This is a genomic window from Eubacteriales bacterium, from assembly GCA_041390245.1.
In the GTDB taxonomy this organism is placed as follows: Bacteria; Bacillota; Clostridia; order Christensenellales; family JAWKQI01; genus JAWKQI01.
This window is the reverse complement of sequence record JAWKQI010000002.1, coordinates 142,557-165,033: the sequence shown is the minus strand read 5'-3', so window position 1 is coordinate 165,033 and position 22,477 is coordinate 142,557. Positions and strand designations below refer to the sequence as shown.

The 22,477-nt window shown below is 36.9% G+C and carries 23 protein-coding genes, 1 tRNA gene and 1 riboswitch; of the genes, 17 read left to right on the top strand and 7 right to left on the bottom strand.

The features are described from left to right. Positions 1–66: 66 nt before the first annotated feature. From R2876_03900 to crcB (R2876_03840), 13 genes are all read left to right on the top strand, one after another. A complete protein-coding gene (locus R2876_03900; GenBank protein ID MEZ4357756.1) occupies positions 67–657 on the top strand; it encodes a ferritin-like domain-containing protein in 591 nt (196 codons plus the stop codon). A 223-nt stretch (positions 658–880) separates the two neighbouring features. After that, on the top strand, positions 881–1,630 hold the full coding sequence (locus tag R2876_03895) for a hypothetical protein (GenBank protein ID MEZ4357755.1): 750 nt from the start codon (positions 881–883) through the stop codon (positions 1,628–1,630). Between the two features lie 299 nt (positions 1,631–1,929). Beyond that, the gene (locus R2876_03890) at positions 1,930–2,370 is read left to right on the top strand and encodes a hypothetical protein (protein ID MEZ4357754.1); all 441 of its coding nucleotides are present in this window, start codon (positions 1,930–1,932) and stop codon (positions 2,368–2,370) included. 90 nt (positions 2,371–2,460) lie between these two features. Beyond that, positions 2,461–4,218, top strand: coding sequence for a DUF4153 domain-containing protein (locus R2876_03885; protein ID MEZ4357753.1), 1,758 nt, complete (start codon positions 2,461–2,463; stop codon positions 4,216–4,218). A 116-nt stretch (positions 4,219–4,334) separates the two neighbouring features. Further along, complete coding sequence (locus tag R2876_03880) at positions 4,335–4,682, top strand: four-helix bundle copper-binding protein (GenBank protein ID MEZ4357752.1); 348 nt, start codon at positions 4,335–4,337, stop codon at positions 4,680–4,682. 77 nt (positions 4,683–4,759) lie between these two features. Then, positions 4,760–5,470 carry a DUF421 domain-containing protein gene (locus R2876_03875; protein MEZ4357751.1) on the top strand — a complete coding sequence of 237 codons (711 nt, stop codon included), beginning with the start codon at positions 4,760–4,762 and terminating at the stop codon, positions 5,468–5,470. Between the two features lie 85 nt (positions 5,471–5,555). Then, on the top strand, positions 5,556–5,687 hold the full coding sequence (locus tag R2876_03870) for a hypothetical protein (protein MEZ4357750.1): 132 nt from the start codon (positions 5,556–5,558) through the stop codon (positions 5,685–5,687). 142 nt (positions 5,688–5,829) lie between these two features. Further along, entirely contained in the window at positions 5,830–6,948 is a 1,119-nt protein-coding gene (locus tag R2876_03865) for an amidase domain-containing protein (protein MEZ4357749.1), read from the top strand. Positions 6,949–7,084: 136 nt separating this feature from the next. After that, entirely contained in the window at positions 7,085–7,723 is a 639-nt protein-coding gene (locus R2876_03860; GenBank protein MEZ4357748.1) for a Vat family streptogramin A O-acetyltransferase, read from the top strand. Positions 7,724–7,758: 35 nt separating this feature from the next. Next, the gene (locus R2876_03855; protein MEZ4357747.1) at positions 7,759–8,241 is read left to right on the top strand and encodes a permease; all 483 of its coding nucleotides are present in this window, start codon (positions 7,759–7,761) and stop codon (positions 8,239–8,241) included. Continuing rightward, positions 8,238–8,774 carry a permease gene (locus tag R2876_03850; protein MEZ4357746.1) on the top strand — a complete coding sequence of 179 codons (537 nt, stop codon included), beginning with the start codon at positions 8,238–8,240 and terminating at the stop codon, positions 8,772–8,774. Before R2876_03855 ends, R2876_03850 begins: the two co-directional genes overlap by 4 nt. A 43-nt stretch (positions 8,775–8,817) precedes the next feature. Further along, positions 8,818–8,888, top strand: a riboswitch (Fluoride riboswitch). 52 nt (positions 8,889–8,940) lie between these two features. After that, complete coding sequence (gene crcB / locus R2876_03845; GenBank protein MEZ4357745.1) at positions 8,941–9,378, top strand: fluoride efflux transporter CrcB; 438 nt, start codon at positions 8,941–8,943, stop codon at positions 9,376–9,378. Then, positions 9,378–9,737, top strand: coding sequence for a fluoride efflux transporter CrcB (gene crcB / locus R2876_03840; GenBank protein MEZ4357744.1), 360 nt, complete (start codon positions 9,378–9,380; stop codon positions 9,735–9,737). The genes crcB (R2876_03845) and crcB (R2876_03840) overlap by 1 nt, the downstream gene beginning before the upstream one ends. Before the next feature lie 59 nt (positions 9,738–9,796). On the opposite strand, the gene R2876_03835 is transcribed toward crcB (R2876_03840), so the two are convergent. After that, positions 9,797–9,964, bottom strand: a complete 168-nt coding sequence (locus R2876_03835; protein ID MEZ4357743.1) for an alpha/beta-type small acid-soluble spore protein — start codon at positions 9,962–9,964, stop codon at positions 9,797–9,799. 314 nt (positions 9,965–10,278) lie between these two features. On the opposite strand from R2876_03835, the gene R2876_03830 reads away from it, so the two are divergent. Beyond that, positions 10,279–11,550, top strand: coding sequence for a M14 family metallopeptidase (locus tag R2876_03830; protein ID MEZ4357742.1), 1,272 nt, complete (start codon positions 10,279–10,281; stop codon positions 11,548–11,550). An 83-nt stretch (positions 11,551–11,633) separates the two neighbouring features. On the opposite strand, the gene safA is transcribed toward R2876_03830, so the two are convergent. Both safA and R2876_03820 read right to left on the bottom strand, forming a co-directional pair. Continuing rightward, positions 11,634–12,242: a SafA/ExsA family spore coat assembly protein gene (gene safA, locus R2876_03825; protein ID MEZ4357741.1), complete on the bottom strand. Its 609-nt coding sequence runs from the start codon at positions 12,240–12,242 to the stop codon at positions 11,634–11,636. A gap of 175 nt (positions 12,243–12,417) precedes the next feature. Then, positions 12,418–15,081 (bottom strand): cation-translocating P-type ATPase, encoded by a 2,664-nt coding sequence (locus R2876_03820; protein ID MEZ4357740.1) that lies wholly within the window; start codon positions 15,079–15,081, stop codon positions 12,418–12,420. Positions 15,082–15,453: 372 nt separating this feature from the next. Here R2876_03820 and R2876_03815 point away from each other — a divergent pair, with 372 nt between their 5' ends. Continuing rightward, positions 15,454–15,825: a NusG domain II-containing protein gene (locus tag R2876_03815; protein MEZ4357739.1), complete on the top strand. Its 372-nt coding sequence runs from the start codon at positions 15,454–15,456 to the stop codon at positions 15,823–15,825. 12 nt (positions 15,826–15,837) lie between these two features. Continuing rightward, positions 15,838–16,335 (top strand): Gx transporter family protein, encoded by a 498-nt coding sequence (locus R2876_03810; protein MEZ4357738.1) that lies wholly within the window; start codon positions 15,838–15,840, stop codon positions 16,333–16,335. Between the two features lie 51 nt (positions 16,336–16,386). Here R2876_03810 and R2876_03805 read toward each other — a convergent pair whose 3' ends face one another. After that, positions 16,387–16,776, bottom strand: a complete 390-nt coding sequence (locus tag R2876_03805) for a secondary thiamine-phosphate synthase enzyme YjbQ (GenBank protein MEZ4357737.1) — start codon at positions 16,774–16,776, stop codon at positions 16,387–16,389. 303 nt (positions 16,777–17,079) lie between these two features. On the opposite strand from R2876_03805, the gene R2876_03800 reads away from it, so the two are divergent. Then, a tRNA-Pro gene (locus tag R2876_03800) sits at positions 17,080–17,156 on the top strand. Between the two features lie 140 nt (positions 17,157–17,296). Here R2876_03800 and R2876_03795 read toward each other — a convergent pair. The 3 genes from R2876_03795 to R2876_03785 all read right to left on the bottom strand — a co-directional run bounded on the left by R2876_03795 (position 17,297) and on the right by R2876_03785 (position 22,351). Beyond that, positions 17,297–18,106, bottom strand: a complete 810-nt coding sequence (locus R2876_03795) for an HNH endonuclease (protein MEZ4357736.1) — start codon at positions 18,104–18,106, stop codon at positions 17,297–17,299. A 284-nt stretch (positions 18,107–18,390) separates the two neighbouring features. Beyond that, positions 18,391–20,262, bottom strand: coding sequence for a hypothetical protein (locus R2876_03790; protein MEZ4357735.1), 1,872 nt, complete (start codon positions 20,260–20,262; stop codon positions 18,391–18,393). Then, positions 20,252–22,351: an MMPL family transporter gene (locus R2876_03785; protein MEZ4357734.1), complete on the bottom strand. Its 2,100-nt coding sequence runs from the start codon at positions 22,349–22,351 to the stop codon at positions 20,252–20,254. Before R2876_03785 ends, R2876_03790 begins: the two co-directional genes overlap by 11 nt. Positions 22,352–22,477: the final 126 nt, after the last annotated feature.

Sequence of the window (22,477 nt, the reverse complement as noted above, 5' to 3'; positions counted from 1 at the left end):
TCATAGGTTTAATGACAAATAAGAGATATATAGCATAATTTGATATATGAAGAGGAGGTAAATAAAATGTACTATTATAATAGGCCAGGAATTAACAATGTTTTTAGCGATACATCCAGAGAAAAAGTTAGTAACTACGCGCAAAGATATGACCAGTTAAAGTTTAGAAGACAGACAGATCAGATGTACAACGAGATGCCCAATCAAACGCAAAATAACCAGTATAATAATATGCAGGTAGATATGAACGAAGCTCTTATGATAATACAAGATGCTATAAAAGGTGAAAGCGAAGATGCAGCTTTTTATGAGGCGCTAATTAGCATGGCTCCGTCAATGGAAGACAAAAGAATAATTACAGAAATAAGAAACGCTGAAATGAAACATAACAGGATGTTTAAACAAATGTATTATGAGTTAACTGGGAAAACAGTTGCAGAGGATAATAATGTTGCAACTGTGCAGCTTGCAAGCTACTGTGACGGGCTTAAAAAGGCATTGATGGGGGAACAAATGGCAGTAGCAAAGTATAGAAAAATTTTATTTGCAATGCAGGATAGAAAATATATAAACATGATGACCGAAATAATTACTGATGAACTCAGGCACTTTGGCCTTTACAATTACTTATATGCTAAAAACAACTGTAATGTCTAAATAAAGTTTTAATTTAATGTCAATTTCTACTAGCGGGTTAAAGTTTTAATACTTTACCCGCTTTTTAATTGCCTATATTTACTATATTTTGGTAAATATCTATGTTTATATGATGTTAACTGGATTTTTTTATAAAAAAAGCAGTGATTATTTGTAATTTTGTATAATTATGTGATAATATGTAGCCATAAGCTTCATCTTAATAATGTACAAAGAGGTTATTATGAAAAAAGTATTTACAGTTTTAATAACATTTTTTCTTATTATTGGCACTTTCATTCCAGCCGCTTTTGCTTCTAACAGTTATGACTTAGATGAATTATATATGAGTATAGATATACCCTCTGATTTTATGGTTTTTACAAAAGATATTAGTAACGATGATCCTAACTTAGATAAAATTGGAATGGATAAGGAAACCTTAAGTCAGCAGTTTACTGAAAATAATATTTATCTGGATGCGATAAAGATAGACCCTTCCACTCAGATAATAATCACTATGACTGAGAATTCAGGGACAAATTACATTTTCGATTTAAGCCTTTATTCAGACGAAGAAAAGAAGGACTTGGCTGAAGGGGAGCAACAGGCGGATACACTTAATCAGGTCGGTGCACAATACACCGGATACGATTTTTACGAACACGGACAAGCGAGTTTTATATGTTTCGACATTGCCAGCAGCAATAGCGAGACTGCTCTTAATTCGAAACAATATTTTACAATTATAAACGGCCAGGCGATAAGCATAATACTATACTCTTATGACGGAGCTGTTACATCTGAACAGGAAGATACTTTAAAGTCAGTTGTAGATAGCATTACATTTTCAGAAGTAAAAGAAAAGCCAGGTAATTCACTCAGTTTAAGCATATTAGTTATATCGATTATTGCCGCGATTGTCGCTATATTGGTATTTGGCATACGTAAGGCTATAAAGAAGAGAAAGAAAAAGAGAAGAAACAGGCATTAAGGATATAAAATAACAGCTAAAACATCCGGATTCCGGATGTTTTTTATATTTAAAATATAAATTAAAAGTCCTGGCCATTTAAGCCTGCTAACTTAACAAAATCAGAAAAAGAAGTATAATATATGTAAAAATATACTTAAACCTGGTTTGCGCTAAGTGCATAGTTTAAATATTAAAGGAGAAGGTATATGGAAAAACAAATCAAGAATATTAATAGCGGCAGTTAAGTTACACTACCTTTATTTGTACTTAGTCTTTATAAGATTACATAGATTTTATAAAGAGTGGCGGAGGTTTATATGAAAATATTCGATATTTTTCTGGTTTTGATATTGCTTTTAGGTATGAACTCTTGCAGTACTTCTTACAGCGCTGAAATCGAGCAGGAAGTTGAAAGCCCTAACGGAAATTATATTGCAACAGTAGAAGAATACTATTTTTACAGTGATATATATCCTGTGAGCCAAGAAGTATATATATCTGATATCAACGGTGATAATAAGAGCAGCGTTCTTATAACCTATGGATACCAAAATGAAATAGAATGGGTAGACGACAGCACGCTTAAAATTAAGATAGATAAAATATACAGTGCAGACTATTATGAAATTGAGGTGCAGGAAGATGAATGGAATTTAGGAGACGTTAAAATAATTTACCAGCAGGCATTCCCAGAAGAATTTAACGGGTATGAAGACCCTAAAACCGCTCAATTGAGTAATTCCACTATAATATTTTGATACTTAATATAGTAATATGGCATTTAAAAGAATAGTTGACGGTTATATGCCATGCGCTTATAATGTCTCGTATAAAGGAGAGTTATGTTTATGAAAAAGTTACTTGACTGGTTAAAAAATATAGGGAAAAGCATACTTAAGGGCATGCTTCGTTTTCCTGTAACTGTTGCCTGTGCATTAGCTATTATGGTTATAACCCTGATATTAATACACAATGATGCGGCGCTTAGCCAAAATACTATATCATGGCTTAACAGAATATCTTCTATATTAGCGCTGGGGATACCATCTTCCATTGCGCTTAAGCTCTTTTTTGAAAGAAAAGAAGCAAGGCCAATATGGCTTATCTGTACGTTATGGGCATCCTTAGGCATTTTATTAGTGCTTTATCTGTTCTTTTTATTACCAGAACCTCTTTTTAACGATCTTGAGACTACAGTAAGGTATCTGGGCGTTTTTTTAGCTGCTGTTGTCATGATAGTTGCGGTTCCATACCTGCCCAAGAAAGAGGGAGACGAACGTTTTGCGCTGAAACTTGTCTGGAGGGGTATTGTAACCGGAGTTTTTACAGGAATATTAATAGGCGGCATATCTTTAATACTGTTAATGCTTGATAAGCTGCTGAATGTAAATATCGGCGACAAGGCATATATAGACAATGCAGTTATATGCTCACTACTTTTTGCACCGTCTTTCTTTCTAGCAGGCGTACCGGAGAGGGGCGCTGATATTAACAAAGAACCTTTTTCGCAGCTTATGAAAGTCTTGATAGGGTATATCATCTTTCCGCTTTTAACTGCATATACGATTATAATTTATATGTATTTTATAAGGATTCTGCTTATGCAGAGCTGGCCCAGCAACATGCTTGTAAACATGGTGCTATGGTATACGGCCATAGGCGTTTTAGCGCTTTATTTCATGAGGTCGCAAACCAAAGAAAGTTCTTGGTTTAAATTTTTTGACAAATGGTATCCTAGATTTACCGTTTTGCCTATCATACTTATGTTTATAGGGCTTTTTATACGAATCGGGGCTTATGGATTTACAGAGGCAAGATACATGGTATTGGCATTATCTGTCTGGGTAACGTGTATGACAGTCATAGCGATAATACTAAAGCCGGAAAAAAGGTTAAATATAATCGCTCCTACGCTGTTTGCATTAATAGCACTGATAACGGTGTTAGGGCCATTAAGTGCGTTTAATATATCGAAATCAAGCCAAAATGCACGTCTTTATTCTCTCCTTGAGAAAAATGACATGCTGACAACTGAAGGATATTTAAAGCAGGGAACAGACGTATCAGACAAAGACAAGCAAGAAATTTATGCTATACTGGATTATTTCGATTATAACCATTCGTTAAGCGATGTCCACACCCTTGAGACAGTACCGGATGACGAAGGCTATTCCTCGATTTTAGGGTTTGAACGCCCGGAAGTCGTCGTTACACCCGGATATAAAGGCAGCCATTATATCAGCCCGGAAAATGTGCAAAATGTATTTGATGTAAGCGGATACGATTATTTCTATATGGATAACTATGGGAAAATTGAATCTACTTCGGACGAAGACGTTTTAATAGATGTAAGCGAAGATAATATTTTCACTATAACTAAAGACGGAACTAACATATACAGCAAATCGCTAGATGAATATGCCAAGGAGCTTGATAAAAGTTATACCGAAGGCAAGGTATATACTCAGGATGAGCTTACCTTTACTGATGAAAATAATTTGGTAAAAGTAAAATATATGTTTACATATGTTTCCATAGAATATTCAGATTATGAAGAACCAACTTATTATATCGATTCACTTAATGTGCTTGTCGATATAAAATAAGTTAAATAAAATCTTTAAAAGAGCTACGGCTAAATCGTGGCTCTTTTTATATTCGTATAAATAAGACCGATTTAGAAGAAAATAACAATGTTATTTTATTTTTAAAGGAGTTTAAAATGGGAGTAGTAACTAACATAAATGATTCTTACCAAAAATGCATAGACGCTTGCAGCAGATGCAGCCGGGCTTGTTATGAATGCTTTGAGGCTTGCCTTAATGAGGCAGATGTTCAAGAGAGGACAAGCTGTATAAAGATACTAGCCGAATGCGCAAGGATGTGCGAGACGTCTGCTCTGGGAATGTCCTCAAATGCAAGATTTGCAAAGGAACACTGTAAATTATGTGCTGATGTATGTAATGCCTGTACGCAGGAATGCTCAATGTTCAGAGACGAGCATTGTCAAAAATGTGCACAGGAATGCAGGAGCTGTGCCAACGAATGCATAATTATGTCTGGTATGTAAAAACAACGGATCAGACTAGAGGAAGTATGTAAAAGCTATATTTATCCTATAAATTTTATTATTTAAAGAGAAGGCAAATGCTAGATGAGTTATTTAAAACCGCACTAAAGTCTTTAGTATCGATAATAATCTTATTTATACTAACGCGTATAATGGGGAAAAAGCAGATATCACAGCTGACATTTTTTGATTATGTTGCCGGCATATCAATTGGCTCAATCGCTGCATCATTTGCAGTAGATCCATCAGTTGGCTATTTAAGAGGTATTACAGCTATAATAATCTATGCTATTTTTCCGATTACATTATCCTACTTTACTTTAAAAAGCTACAGGGCAAGAAAATTGCTGGATGGCATGCCATCAGTAATCATTCAAAATGGAAAAATACTTGAAAACAATTTAAAGAAGACAAAATTAAATGTAAATGATTTACTTGAAGAATGCAGGCTTAAAAATGCTTTTAATATTGCAGATATCGAATTTGCAGTTTTGGAGACCAACGGTAAATTAAGCGTACAGTTAAAAACTGAGAAACAGCCTCTTACACCAAAAGACATGGATATTAAAACAGCTTACAGAGGATTGTGTATTAACGTAATTATAGATGGAGAAATTTTTGATGAACACTTAACCATGAGTGGAAAAGACAGAAAATGGCTTATAGATGAACTTAGTAGCCTTGGAGTTTTTAATTATAAAAACGTTTTACTGGCGTATATTGATGCAAACAAAGAACTAAATGTACAGCTCAAAAATAGTGATATTAATAAAAACCCGTTTATGTAATTGAAAATACTGTTACTTATATAATCGTATATATGGCAGATAATATAAGTAGCAGTTATTTTTTAAAAAAAGGAAGATTTATAAAATGAAAAACGATACGTTTAATAAAAAAAGCAAGAAACCCATTGGGAATCATAAAAATGCTGCTTTGGCAAACAATGAAGGTAAAAAACATATTTCAAACCTTCCAGGGCAAAAGCCGTATACAGATTGTTAAAGATAAATAGGACTCTTGCCAAAGTTTCTGATATGATTTGAAGTTTTAAATTTAAAGCATTGATAATATTTATATAATAGGCAAAACAGACGTAAAGTCTGTTTTTTAAAAATTTGCTTTTAGCAAATGGGGTATTTTATTAATGTTTTTCGTATTAAAAGCAAAGCATATCATTGCATTCGGAGTTTTATTTATCTTTTTATCCGTAATGGCGGTATTTTTATTTGACGAACCGGAATTTAGTTATACTACTGTTATAGAGAGCTTAGATGAAGACGGGGTGCAGTTTTTAATAGACCAGATATTTAACGTACGGAATGAAGCAATATTAAAAGGGGATTCAGAAACCGTTAGGAAGCTTTATGATACAGATAAGACGAATGGGCTTTATGCTTATGACCATGAGGAGAAGAAAATAAAGTATTTGGCTAATTGGTCTGAAAAGCAAGGGGTTACTTTTACTTATATCAACTCTAATGTCACAGTAAAATGGTCTAAAGAAAAAGGCTCTGGATATACCGTTAACTTATTGGTATCTACAACTTATAAATATATTTATAAAGACAGGCCGGCGGCCGAAAACGTTATGAGGATAGGGACATACCACCAGATAGATTTAGCAAACTACGATGGGACATGGCTAATAACGAAGGAATGGTATACAGATCCATTTGCCGATTCACTAAACTTAGATAAACTTAAGACGGATGACATAACAGCACTAATACTTTCTAATGAGGCAAGAGATTTTTCTTCTATTGGAGAAAGCAGGATTGCTGCGATTAAGTATGCGGACCAGTACGTTGGCGCAGCAGATTCCGGGGAAAACGAATTTAACTATAATTCAGATTATAAAAACTACAATTCACTGGGAGGTGATTGCGCCAATTTTGCCTCGCAGATACTTTATGAGGCGGGAAATTTCAAGAAAAACGGCACATGGAATTATGCAAAAGACGGCAGCAGTGCATGGCTTAACGCACAAGCATTTAAGAATTACTTATTATATAGCGGCAGGGGGTCTCTTATAGTTTCGGGTACTTACAGTGAAGTTTTAGAGCTTTCATATAAACTATTGCCAGGAGACATAGTAGCTTATGTAAAAAAAGGAAAGGTAACACATGTTTCTATTATAACAGGAGCGGATTCAAGGGGATATGCCCTTGTCAACTGCCATAATACGGATAGGTTCAGAGTGCCGTGGGACCTTGGGTGGAGCGATTCGGGAATTAAATTTTATCTTATAAGGGTCAACTATTAATAAAAGCCATCTTGGCTTTTTATATTATATAAAATTATATAAACAAAAAAGGCTTGAAAACTAAGCGTAAATATAATAAATTTAAATAAACTATTAAAATTCTAGGACATTTTGGCACGGGAAGGAAGTATCTATGATATTTGGAGCAGATAAAAACAAACTTTATCCAAATGAGGATATAAAGACGGTATGTTATATAGCTAACCTACCTAAAAGGCCAAATGTCGAGATTGGAGATTATACGTATTACAGCGATAACCACGACAGCCCGGAAAATTTTTATAGCCATATAACACATCACTATGAGTTTTATGGGGACAAGCTCATAATAGGTAAGTTTTGTGCAATAGCAGAAGGCGTAACATTTATTATGAATGGAGCCAACCACTGTATGAACGGAATTACGACATATCCTTTTAGTATCTTTAGAAGCGGATGGGAAAAAGTCACACCCTCGCTTGATGAACTGCCGTTTAAAGGCGATACTGTAATAGGCAACGATGTCTGGATAGGGCAAAACGTTACTATTATGCCGGGAGTCAAAGTAGGAGACGGTGCTATCATAGCTGCAAATTCAAATGCAACTAAAGATGTTGAGCCTTATTCGATAGTTGGAGGCAACCCGGCTAAGCTTATAAGAAAGCGGTTTAATGAAGAGATGACAGACTTGCTGCTAAAGCTTAAGTGGTGGGACTGGGACGATAAAAAGATATTTGACAAGCTCCATGAATTAGTTACTGTAAATGATATTGAGTCCCTTAAAAAACTTTTTTAGCCGACCGGGATAAAGCTTATTAAGGAGTTATAATCATGGCATTTACTATAATTTTATATGCCGGCGCTATTGTATTTCTCTTAGTATCTTTTTTTAAAGACAGGGGAAAGACAAAATTAGCGTTAAAGAAGGCGTGGAAGTCATTTGAGAATATTTTGCCTCAGTTCATAGCTATTATAATAATTGTGGGGATAGTACTTGCGGTACTAAATGCACAGACTATTTCAGCGCTTATCGGGGAAGAGTCTGGCCTAATTGGTGTAGCTATACTCTTAGTTATCGGAGCTATTACGTTAATGCCTGCTTATGTAGCTTTTCCTCTCGCCGCCTCACTTTTACATAGCGGAGGGGGATATATGCAGCTTGCGGCGTTCATATCTGCACTGATGATGGTCGGCATTATGACTATGCCGCTTGAAATAAAATATTTTGGCAAAAAAGCAACCCTTCTAAGAAATGGCCTGGCTTTTGTATTTTCATTTTTCATCGCAATAGTGATGGGGGTGTTTTTACATTGAAAAAGATTTTAAAGAGGTATTTAATAGCAATATTGCTGCTTTTTATAAATGTTATATTGATTTTTATTTATCCGGAAATAGGAAGGAAATCATTTGAACTTTCTTGGCAGAACCTGATTGAAATGCTTTCTATCATCCCGCCTATATTTATCCTATTAGGATTGATAGACGTATGGGTGAGAAAAGAAACCATGATTAAGATATTAGGTGAAAAATCCAATATAATCGGTATCCTTATAGCCTTTGTATTGGGTTCCGCGGCGGCAGGTCCGCTTTATGCCGCATTCCCGGTTGCCGCAATGCTTATGAAAAAGGGAAGCAGCTTTTTAAATGTTTTGGTTTTCATAGGAGCCTGGTCGACTACGAAGATACCGATGTTATTATTTGAGGCATCTTCTATGGGATTAAAGTTCATGCTGCTTAGGTTGGCTTTAAATATACCGGTGATACTTTTAATAGCACTTATTTCCGTAAAGGTTTTAAGAAAAAAAGATATAGATGAAATTTATGTACTTGCAGAAAATATGGATTAAAATTAAAAACTTTGTTGACAAAAGGTAACTTAATATTTTAAAATAATCTTTAGGGAAAGAAGTTCTCCCCGGCAAATGCCAAATTGCTTTTAAGCTGATGACTTCTGTTTTAAGTCTTACAGATGTCACTAGCTTTTTTATTTTTGAAATTTAAGAGGGTAATGAAATGAAAAAATATATATATATGGGTTTTGGCGGGAGTATTGGTGCAATTTTTAGATATTTGTTAAAGCAAATAGCAGTATTTGATGTTAATAATGCCATTCCAGTAAATACTTTTCTTGTAAATATATCCGGCTGTTTTTTATTGGGATTTATTTTGACAGCTGCTATTGACAGCTTAAAAGTGAGACCTAATCTACAACTTGGTTTAACGACAGGCTTTTTAGGCGCCTTTACCACCTTTGCCACTATATGCAAGGAAACAGTTGTTTTGATATCAGATGGGAATTACTCCTTTGCTTTACTTTATATAATAGCATCAGTAACATTTGGTTTTACATCTACGTATTTAGGGTTTAAACTGGCTGATAAAATATTTATTAAGAAACCTATAAAAGAAGACCTGAGTTTGATCTGCGATTTTGAAAGCGAGGACAATTAATGGATTTGATTTTAGTCGGCTTGGGCGGATTTTTAGGCAGTATAACCAGATATAAAATCGGAATTTTTATTTTAAAAAAATCAAAGATTCTCTATCTTTCAGGCACTTTTATAATAAACATATCAGGTGCAATATTGCTTGGGATTCTAACTGCCCTTCAAATCAAAAACAGTACAAATTTATTCCTGGCAGAAGGATTTCTCGGGGCATATACCACTTTTTCAACATTTATGTATGAAGGGTTTAACCTATTTAGTAAAAACAAAAAAGTAAATGCATTTTTCTATATAATAATTACTTTGCTTATTGGAATAGCTGGATTTTTTATAGGTTTTGAATTAGTAAAGATTATTTTTTGAAAAATAAAAACACAAAGTCCACCCCCAAATAGGGGGTGGATTTAAGAGCTAAATTTAATTTAGGTTATTCCTTTTTGCTGCTTTGCCATTAAAATCATACGTTTAACCATTTCTCCGCCGATAGGTCCGCCTTGTTCGCCGTTTACACGGCTAGGCAGATCACCTTTATATTCGTCGTTGTTTTCTTTGCAATACTGCAAATGCCCGATTTCACTGGCGCATTCCATTTTAAACTTAGTCCAAGGATGATCAGGACCATACTTACGATTTTTCGATGCCACTTTTCTCTCCTCCTTTCCGCTTTTTCACTAAAAAAGCAAAAAAGCTTCAATAATATTTTTTGCAAAAAAATAATTAATAAACTGACAATTAATATCAAAACTTTTTTAAAAAATAAAAAAATTTGTTGAAAAATGATTATAAATAAATATTTTATTGAGATTTTTTGTATTAATTAAATATATATCACAAAAAACATGTATTTTGCATAAAATACCCATGATAATATTATTAAAAGTCAAAGAAAGGCATGGAGTTTTTAATGAGAACATTACGGTTGGGAATGTCTGGTACGGATGTCATGGAAATTCAGGCTTTACTTAAAAAGATGGGATATGATGTAGGAGCAATAGACGGTTACTTTGGGCCGAGGACGCAAAGTGCGGTAATTGCTTTTCAAAGAAATTTCGGCCTTACACCGGATGGAGTGATAGGCGCAAATACATATAAAGTCATGGAAAGGTATTTGCTTGGTTATGATATATATACGATAAGGCCGGGGGACACTTTATACAACATAGCAAGGCGGTATAATACTAACCTTACATTGCTTACAGCAGCTAACCCAGGAATAGACCCAAGTAATTTAACAATCGGGCAGCAAATAAAAGTTCCGTATGGCGTGAACGTAGTCGATACAAATATCGATTATACTTATGAAGTTTTGGAAAGAGACATAGAGGGGCTAAAGGCACGCTATCCGTTTATAGAAACGGGCGTTATAGGGCAGAGTTCTGCCGGAAGAAACCTTTACTATTTAAAGTTAGGAACAGGGCCAAATCAGGTATTTTACAACGCCAGCCACCATGCACTTGAATGGATAACAACTCCAGTGTTAATGAAGTTTATAGAAGATTTTGCAGCGGCTTATGCGCAAGGGAGAACTATAAGAGGATATGACCCAGGAGAAATATGGGAATCGAGCAGTATTTATATAGTTCCGATGGTAAACCCGGATGGGGTGGACCTGGTATTGAACGGATTACAGCCGGGTAACCCGAATTATTATGATCTGATACGCTGGAACAACGGCAGTACGGATTTTTCTACAGTGTGGCAGGCAAACAATAGGGGAGTTGACTTAAACCATAATTATAATGCGGCATGGGAAGAATCCAAAGAGGCAGAGGAAATGTACGGTATAACAGGCCCAGGGCCGACAAGGTACTCAGGGCCATATCCAGAATCTGAACCGGAAACCAGGGCAATGGTGGAGTTCACTAACAGCCATGATTTTTCTTTGGCAATGGCGTATCACAGCCAGGGAGAGGTAATTTACTGGGACTTTATGAACTTAGCACCGGAGGAGGCCGAGGAAATCGGAGAAGCACTGGCGGCAGCAAGCGGCTATTCGTTGGCCGAGACTTATGGGATAGCATCTTATGCAGGATATAAAGATTGGTTCATACAGGAGTTTTCAAGGCCGGGTTATACTGTTGAAGTGGGACTTGGAACAAATCCGCTCCCTATATCGCAATTTAACCAAATTTATAACGATAACCTGCCTATGCTATTGCTTGCCGCAGTTATTTAAAAGGCTTACAGATAAGTTTAGACAGCACTTTTTAATATAAAAAAAGACCCTAAAGATTTAGGCTTTAGGGTCTTTTTTTAAAATTAACCTATGAACATCTGTGTCCAGTAGTTACCGTCCTGAACATAACCAACGCCTATTTGTGTAAACGAAGCGTTTAACATGTTGGCTTTATGTCCCGGGGAATTCCACCATGCGTTTACAACAGCCTCAGGTGTTGTTTGACCCATAGCTATATTTTCTCCTGCCGTTCTATATTTGATGCCGAAGTTCGTCATCATGGTAAACGGAGACCCGTATATTGGGCTGGTATGTGAGAAATATTTGTTATCGTGCATGTCTTGTGATTTATACCTTGCAACTCTCGACAGTTCCCAGTTCACAGTTAATGGGGACAAGCCGTTCTCGGCTCTTTTTTGGTTTGTTAAGTCTACAACGCGCTGCTCAAATGCCAGTACATTGTTAGCGATAGTCGGTATGTTGAGTATCTGCCCAGGATAAATCAAGTTTGGATTTTGAACCTGGGGGTTAGCATTTATGATCTCGCTTACACCAACTTCATATTTCACGGCGATCTTCCACATGCAGTCGCCTGATACCACTTTGTACGTTACTGTAGATGCAGCAAAAGCATTTGTTGTCCATAGCAGCATTGACATTAACAAAACGATAGACACTATAATCTTTTTCATATCGCACCTCCATGACACTAGGGTAAATGATAAATCGATGATAATCAATATAAAATAATTTCCATATATGTAAAATTATCCATGACTTTATGCGCTGGAAGACAACCTGATTTAAGCAACAAAAAACACTGCAGGTTTTACATGCAGTGTTTTTAAAGAAGTTTAAACTTTATCGTTAAGTTTTAGACAATTTTAATCTTTGGTTTCTTTTGCGTTTATAGCTTCTCTGGAAAAACTTCACGATTTCTACTGTAGGTATAACTGATAGAGCAAGTAACATGGCGACTGCATATTCAAACAGGCTTATTTCTTCAAAGCCAAAGGCTTCTGACAAGAACGGAACGTATATAACTCCGGCCGTTAGTATCATGCTTGCGGCCATAGATAAGAACAGGTATACATTTTGATTTGAGAGTTTAAAGATACTGCCGCGCTGGCTTCTCATATTAAAGCTGTGGAATATTTCGGCCATGCTCATAGCCAAAAAGGCCATAGTCATTCCGTCTGCGCTGTTGCTTATTTCAAATACGCAGGATTCTATATAGTGGCCTATAAAATATGCAGCTATGGTGATTACCGTAACCATTATTCCCTGATATACGACGTCTGCGCCAAGCCCATTTGCGAATATGCCTTCTTTTGAGTCACGTGGTTTTCTTCTCATCAGGTTTGACTCTGCTTTTTCCATGCCAAGTGCAAGCGCGGGGAAGGCATCTGTAATAAGGTTGATCCAAAGAAGGTGTATGGGTTTTAAGATGACGAAACCAAGTACAGTTGCAATAAATATGCTTATAACCTCGCTTAAATTCGAGGATAGAAGGAACTGTATAGATTTTCTGATATTATCGTATATCCGCCTTCCTTCTGCAACGGCATTGACTATTGTAGCAAAATTATCGTCTGCTAAAACCATATCCGCCACATTTTTGGTAACGTCTGTACCTGTGATACCCATGCCAACGCCTATATCAGCGTTTTTGATGCTAGGGGCATCGTTTACGCCATCTCCGGTCATTGCGGTTATAAAGCCTTTTTTGCGCCACATATTGACAATGCGGACTTTATGTTCCGGCTGCACACGTGCGTAAACTCCGTATTTAGCAATGGTAAGCTCAAATTCTTCGTCACTGATTTCATCGAGTTCGGCGCCGGTAATGGCTTCATTTTGAGAATCGATTATATTAAGCTGCATCGCTATGGCGATAGCTGTATCGCGGTGGTCTCCGGTTATCATGATAGGGCGGATACCGGCACTTTTACACTCTTTTATAGCATCTATAACTTCTGGGCGGACAGGATCTATCATTCCGGTAAGGCCGATAAAGGTAAGAGTATGCTCTAAATCTTTTGCTTCAAAGCTTTCCGGTTTTTCTTTTAAATGGCGCATAGCAGCACATAGGACCCTTAGCGCCTTGTCTGCCATATTTTTATTTTCTAAAAGGATCTTTTCTTTTAAATCTTTGGTAAGCGGCAAGATACGCCCATCTTTTATATACGAGGTGCAGTGTTTTAAGACTTCATCAGGGGCACCTTTGGTATATTGCACATATCCTATGTCAGTTTTATGTACGGTGCTCATCATTTTTCTCATGCTGTCAAATGGCGCTTCGCCTATACGCGGTTCTTCAGTTTTTAAGTTGTTTTTGTTTAAACCGAGCTTGCTCGCATAATTTACGAGAGCGCATTCTGTAGGCTCTCCGGTTGCGTTGCCATCCTTATCGAGTTCTGCATCGCTACAAAGTGCCATGGCTTTGGCAAGCAGTATTTCATCGTCTGCAAAATGCTCGACGACTGTCATCTTATTCTGCGTTAGGGTGCCTGTCTTGTCACTGCATATTATCTGTGCACAGCCAAGAGTCTCAACGGCGGTCAAACGCCTTATTATGGCATTTTTATTGGACATATTTGTAACGCCTATAGATAAGACGATAGTTACGACTGCTACAAGGCCCTCGGGTATGGCGGCAACTGCCAGGCTCACGGCTATCATAAAAGTATCTAGGATATCTCTTAGAGCAAAGTCGCCGGATTTAAGGAGGCTGAATACAAAGACAAATATGCTGATTCCGATTACCAGATAACTTAAGACTTTGCTTAACTGGCCTAATTTTTTCTGAAGAGGAGTTTTACCCTGCTCGACCTGAGTTAAAGCATCTGCTATTTTACCCATTTCTGTATCGGTGCCAGTAGCAGTTATGACTACTTTGCCGCGCCCATAAACGACAGTGCTACCCATATAGACCATGTTTTTGCGGTCACCTAAAGGTATGTCTTTTTTATCGTTTAAATTAAGGGTATCTATCATTTTGTTTATTGGCACGCTTTCACCGGTAAGCGCAGCTTCTTCGGTTTGCAGGCTTGCGCTTTCGATAATTCGGCCGTCTGCCGGAACAGCATCTCCGGCTTCTAAGAGAACGACATCTCCAACTACTAAGTCTTCGCTCTTTATGATAATAATGTGCCCGTCACGAAGGACTTTGGTAGTAGCCGATGACATGGCCTGCAGGGCCTCTATTGCTTTTTCCGCTTTGTTTTCCTGGTATACTCCTAAAATAGCATTCAATATGACGACAAATAAAATGATGAATACATCGGTAAAAGTTTCGCCGGCGTAAGCGGCAGTGATGCCTGAAATAATAGCTGCGGCGAGCAATATGATTATCATAGGATCCGCCATTTGGGATAAAAAACGGGAGAATAGAGAGACCTTTTTTGGTTCTGCCAGTTTATTTTTACCGTTCTTTTCAAGGCGTAAAGCAGCTTCGGCGCTGTTAAGCCCGGTATCGCCACTTTTAACTTCGGCCAAGACTTCATCTAAGCCTTTGGAATAGTATTTCATGTGAGAAAAAATCCTTTCTTAATCTAAGATGCTCTTATATAAAAAAATCATGTATAGCATTTTTAAGCTACACATGAGTCTGGTTATTTAATTCAAGCCAGGCCTTTTTAGACCATGATGTTGACTTGAAACGTACATTTTCAGTACGTAAACTACTCCCCCATAGGTACATTTAATTTTCTATACTTTAACATATATCGGTTTTATTTGCAATAATAAATTGGCAGGTATAAAAGAAGGGCTTAAGCTTTAAAATCATCAGTTTAATTGCAGCTTTCATATTTAAGATTTAGATGGTAAAATGAAAAAGTAACAGTTACTTTTATGGGGACAGAAGCGAAGAAAACTTTCGTGGGGTTGAAATAAGCTTATATGAAATTGTCGAATAGAACGCTTGTAATTATATTTGCATTTTTAATAATACTTTCGGTTTTGGCTATTTTAATTGGGAACAGCAAGACGTATGAAACCAAGATAGCAACGATTTATAAAGATGGCGTGCTAGTACAAAAAATAGATTTAAATGCCGTAGAATCTCCATATATAATAGAGGTTGGTACGGGAAATGAGGTATTGGTGGAAAAAGGCAGGATATCCATGTATAGTGCAGACTGCCCGGATAAGTTATGTGTTAAGCAGGGCGCTATTACAAACGGCATGTATCCTATAGTCTGCCTGCCTAATAGGGTGGTTATAAGCATTGAGGAAGGCGACGAAGATATAGACGCCGTATCCGGTAAGTAAAGGCAGTAAGATATGAACGTAAAAAGATTAACAACGTTATCTATTTTGATCGCCCTTGCACTCATCATGTATTTCGTGGAAGCACAGATACCAACTTTAGTTGCAATCCCGGGGATTAAGATAGGGCTTGCAAACGTGGTTACACTTCTTGCTATCTACATATTGAGCAGAAGAGATGCTGCAATAGTTCTTGCATTACGTATATTGATAGGCAACCTTCTGGTTGGCCAGATTTTTTCGTTTTTCTATAGTGCAGCAGGGGGGATATGCTGTTTTTTAGTCATGTGCATTATGAGTAAGGTATTGAAAGAGGACCAAATATGGGCGGTCAGTGTATTTGGAGCTATAGCACATAATATTGGGCAGATCGCCATAGCTGTTATACTTCTGGGAACAACTAAAATATTATGGTACCTGCCGGCACTTACAATATCTTCAGTAGTAACAGGGCTTTTTACAGGATTTAGTGCACAGTTTATAATCAAGCGGTTTAAAAATATAAGATATTAAAAAGATGCATGTTTAAACATGCATCTTTTTTATCTATGTATTAATTACCTTTTAAATCACCTTTACGAAAAAGCGCCTGTCTCTTGGCCCGTCAAATTCGCAAAAGTATATGCCTTGCCATGTGCCTAAAACCAGCCTGCCATCTTCTATTATTATGGTCTCGCTGCTGCCTACACAAGAGGTTTTCATGTGTGCGTGGCTGTTGCCTTCCAAATGGCGGTGCTCATTGGTCTTTGGGAAAGTCTTGTTTAAAGTATATAATAAGTCTTTTGTAACGTCCGGATCATCATTTTCATTTATGGTAATACCACCTGTAGTGTGTGGGCAAAAAACCACGCAGATACCATCCGTTTTACCACTCTTTTTTACCGCTTCAAAGACTTTGTCAGTTATGTCGTAAAAGCCTTCTTTGTCGGTTTTTAATTTGAATTCGTACATCATCTCACTCCTATAATGTTTTGTAATATTTTTATGTTTCTGATATTAGCAGCCGTAAAAAAATTAGCGGCTGCTGTAACTCGTATATTATAATACCAAAAACATAAATTGAAAAGCATTTTAATTTTTATTTTACATAAATATGACAAATCACAAATGATATAGTGTATTTTGCCCAAAAATTTAACAGAATTTTCATATATTTATATAGAACTTTGATAAAATGTACGTTGCATTTTGTAAGTAATGCCCAATCTTGACATGATAATTTGCGAATGATAGAATTAATGAGCACATTAAGAGCGGCTGGGTGTAGCGCAGTTTGGTAGCGTGCTTGAATGGGGTTCAAGAGGTCGCAGGTTCAATTCCTGTCACCCAGACCAAACCATTAAAAGTTCCGAATTAATCGGGACTTTTTCTTTATCTATAAAAGAGATGTGTGATATAACAGAACTTGAGAGACTCTCAAGATAGAATTAGAAAAGTTCTTGTTCTGATAGCCTATATTCAGTCTCTTTCTTTATCATCTATACCTATGTCGTGGAAATTGAAGGCCGTTTAGTCCAGCCTCTTCACAAATAGAAGAGAATATTTTTATGATTTCAAATCTCGTTGAATCAAACCATTTTTGAATCCCCAAGTCATCGAAGCAATATAGACAATTGCCTTGTTGCCAATATACCTTGTCCTTTTTTGCTATAAGTAACCTATGACTTATAGCGACAAGCATATCAACTATTGTATCGACTTTTTCTCGCCATAGGGGATTAACTATTGAGGATTTCCCTTCGTTAATCTTTAATATCTGTCCCTCTCTGTCCCTGAGAACTCCAGTATTTAATGCGATAATAGTATCTTCAATAGCCTTTTCAAGATTCTCCATATTTCCTTCTTGAACTATTGGATGTTGAAATGCAGGGCGGTCAAAGCACTGGGCGAAGAACTTGATTATTTTTTTGTCTTCAATTCTTAATTGTGATGAAGGAGTGCTCTTTAATTCTACAAGGGCTAATTGTTCGGCGGTGCTTTTCCATACTCGAAGTCGTTCGACGGAGAAGTGTTCAGTGTCATCATCAATCATTTTAGCGCAAGATTGACAGAGCCATATCCCATTATTAAAAGATGTCCTTTCTTCTGATGAAATATTATCGTCGTAGCGTGGGCCTCCTTGAGAGGCAGCACAAATATGAGCGGCAACACCGATATTAATATGTTCATTTTGCCCCTCATTACTTGGCCCACTTGTGGTTTTTCTGCAATCGGGATTACTACATTTAAACCCAACTCGTCGCGCAAGGATATCTTTTGTTTTTGCTGAGAAATCGTCTCTCATAATTGATCACCTTTCGTTTCAATATTATACCATATATTATATCTTGATAATAGTTGTCAGATATTAAAGAAATACCATATTATATGTCGAATTGGAAACTGAAAAGTTAGTTAATGGAAATGAAAGAGGGGTATGAAAAGAAGTTATCTCTATCTGGAATCACAGAATCCGCATGGTTCAAAGGTACAAGCAATTTAAAAACAGCTAAAGCTGTTTTTTTGTGAACGCAAAGATATAAATAGTAAAGAGGGTTATAATAATACATCTCTTTACTATTAACTAACTTAATCATTTGGAATAAACAGCGCTAAAAACCTATCCCAAAATGTAGCATTATCCGATTCAGATTCGTTTGTAACCGTTTCTTGTTCTGATTCAATATCAGCGGTTTTGAATACAAATTGAACTAAAGAGACATTTTCATTTTTTTCTGAAACAAAGGAGGCAGGTGCAAAATCTGACTTATCGTAGTCTTTAATAAGATTATCAATCTCCGCTTGCAATGTTTCCGGCAGGTCAGCTACATTATCATTTAATTCACTTGAACCATCATATAGTTCTTTTACTCCTGCATACAAATCTGCACTTCCATTAGATAGTAAGGCAAGTGCATCGTTGAGTGTATCATAGTTTAAAGAGAGCTCATTTACTCCGTCTGTATACTCGATTAATCCTGAATGGAACTGGCTGTAATTGTTTGATAAGGCAGTTAAACCGTCTATAAGCTGTTGAACTTGATTAGAGATATCAGCGTTACTTATTTGTGTAGACATGTCTGATAAAGACTGGGATATCGTATCTATAGAACCGGCCATTGTTTCAAGGCCTGTTACCGCAGAACCAAAAGCAGTTTTTACGCCATCATTTCCGTTTGGCCCGTAATACACTGTTTTAACTGTTTGGGCAGCAGTATATGCTTGTAATAGTTGATTAAACGTATTCATTTGGTATTCGCTAAGGCCAGCTATTGCAGACGAATTAGAAAGCGCGTCTATATCAGATTGTGAGATATCCGGGATACCGGAAATAGCAGTATCTAAGGCACCGTTAGCATCGGCTATGCTATTTTTTAATTGGGTCAGTCCTCCTGAAATATCACTAAGCCCTTCTGAGAGCTGGGTAAGTGCACTGGGAAGCTGGGAAAGAGCAGAGAGATCGAACCCGCTGGACGAGTTATTAAGTGAATATACGATTTGTGCCAAGGCTGAGTTGATTTGGCTTGATGCCTGTACTAGTTGAGCGGAACTACTGCTTAACAGTGAAAGGCCTTCATTAAATTCTGAAGAGCCATCTTTCAGTTTAGCTATGCCTTCATTCATATCTGCTATGCCATCCTTAAAATCCTTTATACCTTCATTTAAATCGCTGATCGCATCTGACAAAGTGGCCATTTCATCTACCATTTCATCGGTATCAGGTAATTCGATCCCTATGTTAAGTGGCATTGCAGATACTTGAATCCCACTCATGGCAAAATCGTTCACACTTGAAGTAAGAGTGATATCGCCGTTTTTGCCAGGCATAACTATATAGGTTATAATTGTGTTTTTACCTGAGCTGGCAATAGTGGCGCCAGGGGCGTTGATATTTTCACATTTTTCCGTATCCAGCGTAATGGATATCTGCAGCATATAATTTTCATAGAAAATGGAATTTACTTTTTCATTTTGTTCTGTAGTTATGTGCATCTCAATATCTCCGGATACGCCTGCGAGCTCCTGAGGCTCTTTTTTTGCTCCGTCAAGATAGTAAGATATATTAAATATCCACGGAAGATCTGTAGATGACATATTACCCTGATAGTAAAAATCACCTTCATTTGTGCTAAATGAAACTGAGTCTTTATTATTTGTTAGCGGATCGGTGGTGGTTAAATTTTCAACAGAAGTATAATTCCCATAATCCGTAATAGTTCCGGCTTTGGTTACATCAAAGTGGTTTACTACATAAATAGCGCTAGCACTTCCGTCTGAACCAAGGGTGGCATAAACCACTTCTTCTTTATTACTTATCGTAGCATCCCCCTGATTTAAGGCAGCAGTGGAAGAGTAAACCGTATTTTCGGAGGCTTTAGAAATAGTTGTTGGAGTTGGAAATAGCAGCAATGCAGCTACCGCAAATACAGATACGATGGATTTAAATATTTTAAATTTCATTACGATTCTCCTCAAAGTCATTATCATCTAGTTTTTTGTTCTTTAAAAAGAACTCTGCCTTATATGTAGTCTTGCCGATTGCCTTGTCAAATATCATAAGGAGCCCGGGCAGGAAGCAGACGACCATCAGCATTGAAAGCAATGTTCCGCGCCCAAGCAGCATACCCAAGATAGATGTGATGGGATTTGACGATGTTAAATACAGGGTAAATCCTGCCGCTGCCAACGTAGTTGCTGAAACCAATATAGACCTGAAATTTTCTTTTAGCGAGAGGGAGATAGCTTCTTTACGCGGCATTAATTTTCTATTTCTCATATAATTGACTGTTAGTAAGATAGCATAGTCAACCGTGGAGCCAAGCTGTACTGTATTTAATACCAAATAACCGATATAATTTATAGAAGTCCCGGTAAAGTATGGAATAGATAAGTTAATCCAGATAGCGCTTTCAATTGTAAGCAGCAAAAGAAATGGCAGCGTAGCCGATTTAAAGGTTAAAACTAGTACAATGAAAATTGCTATAACGGCAATTATGTTGGTAAGCATATTGTCTTTTTGTACTACAGTCTTCATATCGTATAAGTTAGCGCTTTGCCCAACTGTATAAGCCGTGTCTCCGTAGTAAGATTTTGCAACGCTTTGAATATTTTCTACGGTATTAAAGGCAATGTCACCTTCTTCTGGTGTATCGGTATATATGATTATTCGGGCATAATTTTCAGAATAGAACTGTTCGGTAATAGACTTATCGAGAAATTCAACCGGAATTGCTGTACCGACAGTGGTCGTGTATGATATTACACCAGTTACATGGTCCAGTTTTTCTATATCCTGGCTAAGTTCTTCTTCCTTAACAACGTCGCCACGGGGGACCAGCAAAACCGTTATTGTAGATTGGCCAAACGTTTCCTCAATAGCTGCTTCATCCTGCCCGCTGCGGCTGTTTGGCGATGCGGAAACTCCATAAGTAAAGTTAGTTTGCGATTGCCCCAAAAAACAAGGCACTATAAATATGATGACCAAAATCAGTATGGGCATAGATAGTTTCAATAGTACTTTATTTACTTTTTTAAAACTTGGCATAAATTCACGGTGTTTAGTTTTGTCAATAGCTTTATATATCAAAAGAGTAAGTGCCGGTAGGAAAACCATAACCGAAATAAAGCTTAAGACTATACCTTTTGCCAAAGCAAAACCTAAATCTGCCCCAATGCGGAAATTCATGAATACAAGAGCCAAGAATCCAAATAAGGTGGTGGCCGCGCTTGCAGCTACTGTTGGGAACGATTCTTTGATTGCATTGCGCATTGCCTTATTCACATCGGCGTATTTTTTTCTGTTATTGTCAAAACTGTGCAGCAAGAAGATAGCATAGTCTAGGGTACAGGCCAACTGTAAAATAGGGGTTACTGAATTTGTCATAAAGGAAATTTCACCAAAAAAGACATTGGTCCCCATATTAATAACAACTGAAATGCCGATCGCACCAAGGAATAAAAGAGGTTCTACCCATGAAGTAGTAGACAGGATTAAAATCAATATGAATATGGGCAAAAGGATCGCCATGGCGTTTAATACTTCTGAACCGGTCATACGCTGCAGATATTCAGTATTAGGCGCTTCGCCGGTAAGTGCATTGTCTTCACCGATTAGCTCCCGGATGGTTCCGCAAGTATCCTTTTCCATACCTTCTTCAATGGTTACGGAAAACAGGGCACTACCGTCCTTATAAAATTGCTCTACTGTATCTGTATCTTGAATTTCCAAGGGTTCTTTGATATCTATTGCATCATCTAGCCAAAGTACATCATTTACACCATCTAATTCAGATAATTTTTGTTTATAATCTATAGCTTCCGGGATAGAAATATCCTTTATCATGACGCTTGCATTAGGCGTTGATTGTGTAAACTCTTCGTTCATTATTTCAAGTGCGGTTGTGGATTGGGCATTAGGAGGCAAGTAATCAACCATATCATAATTGACTTCTACAAGCATTGATAGAAATGCGCAAACTAACGTAATGACCGAAAATATAATAATTACTGTCTTCTTATGTCTGACAACTGTACTTGCAAATTTTCCCATAATCATTTCACCTTTTAGTATTTACTAGATGTTATTCCCTTATCAAGTATAAAAAACACATTGTTGGTTAACAACCAACAATGTACTGCAAATTGTATTTATCGCAACACAAATAATGATCCTGTT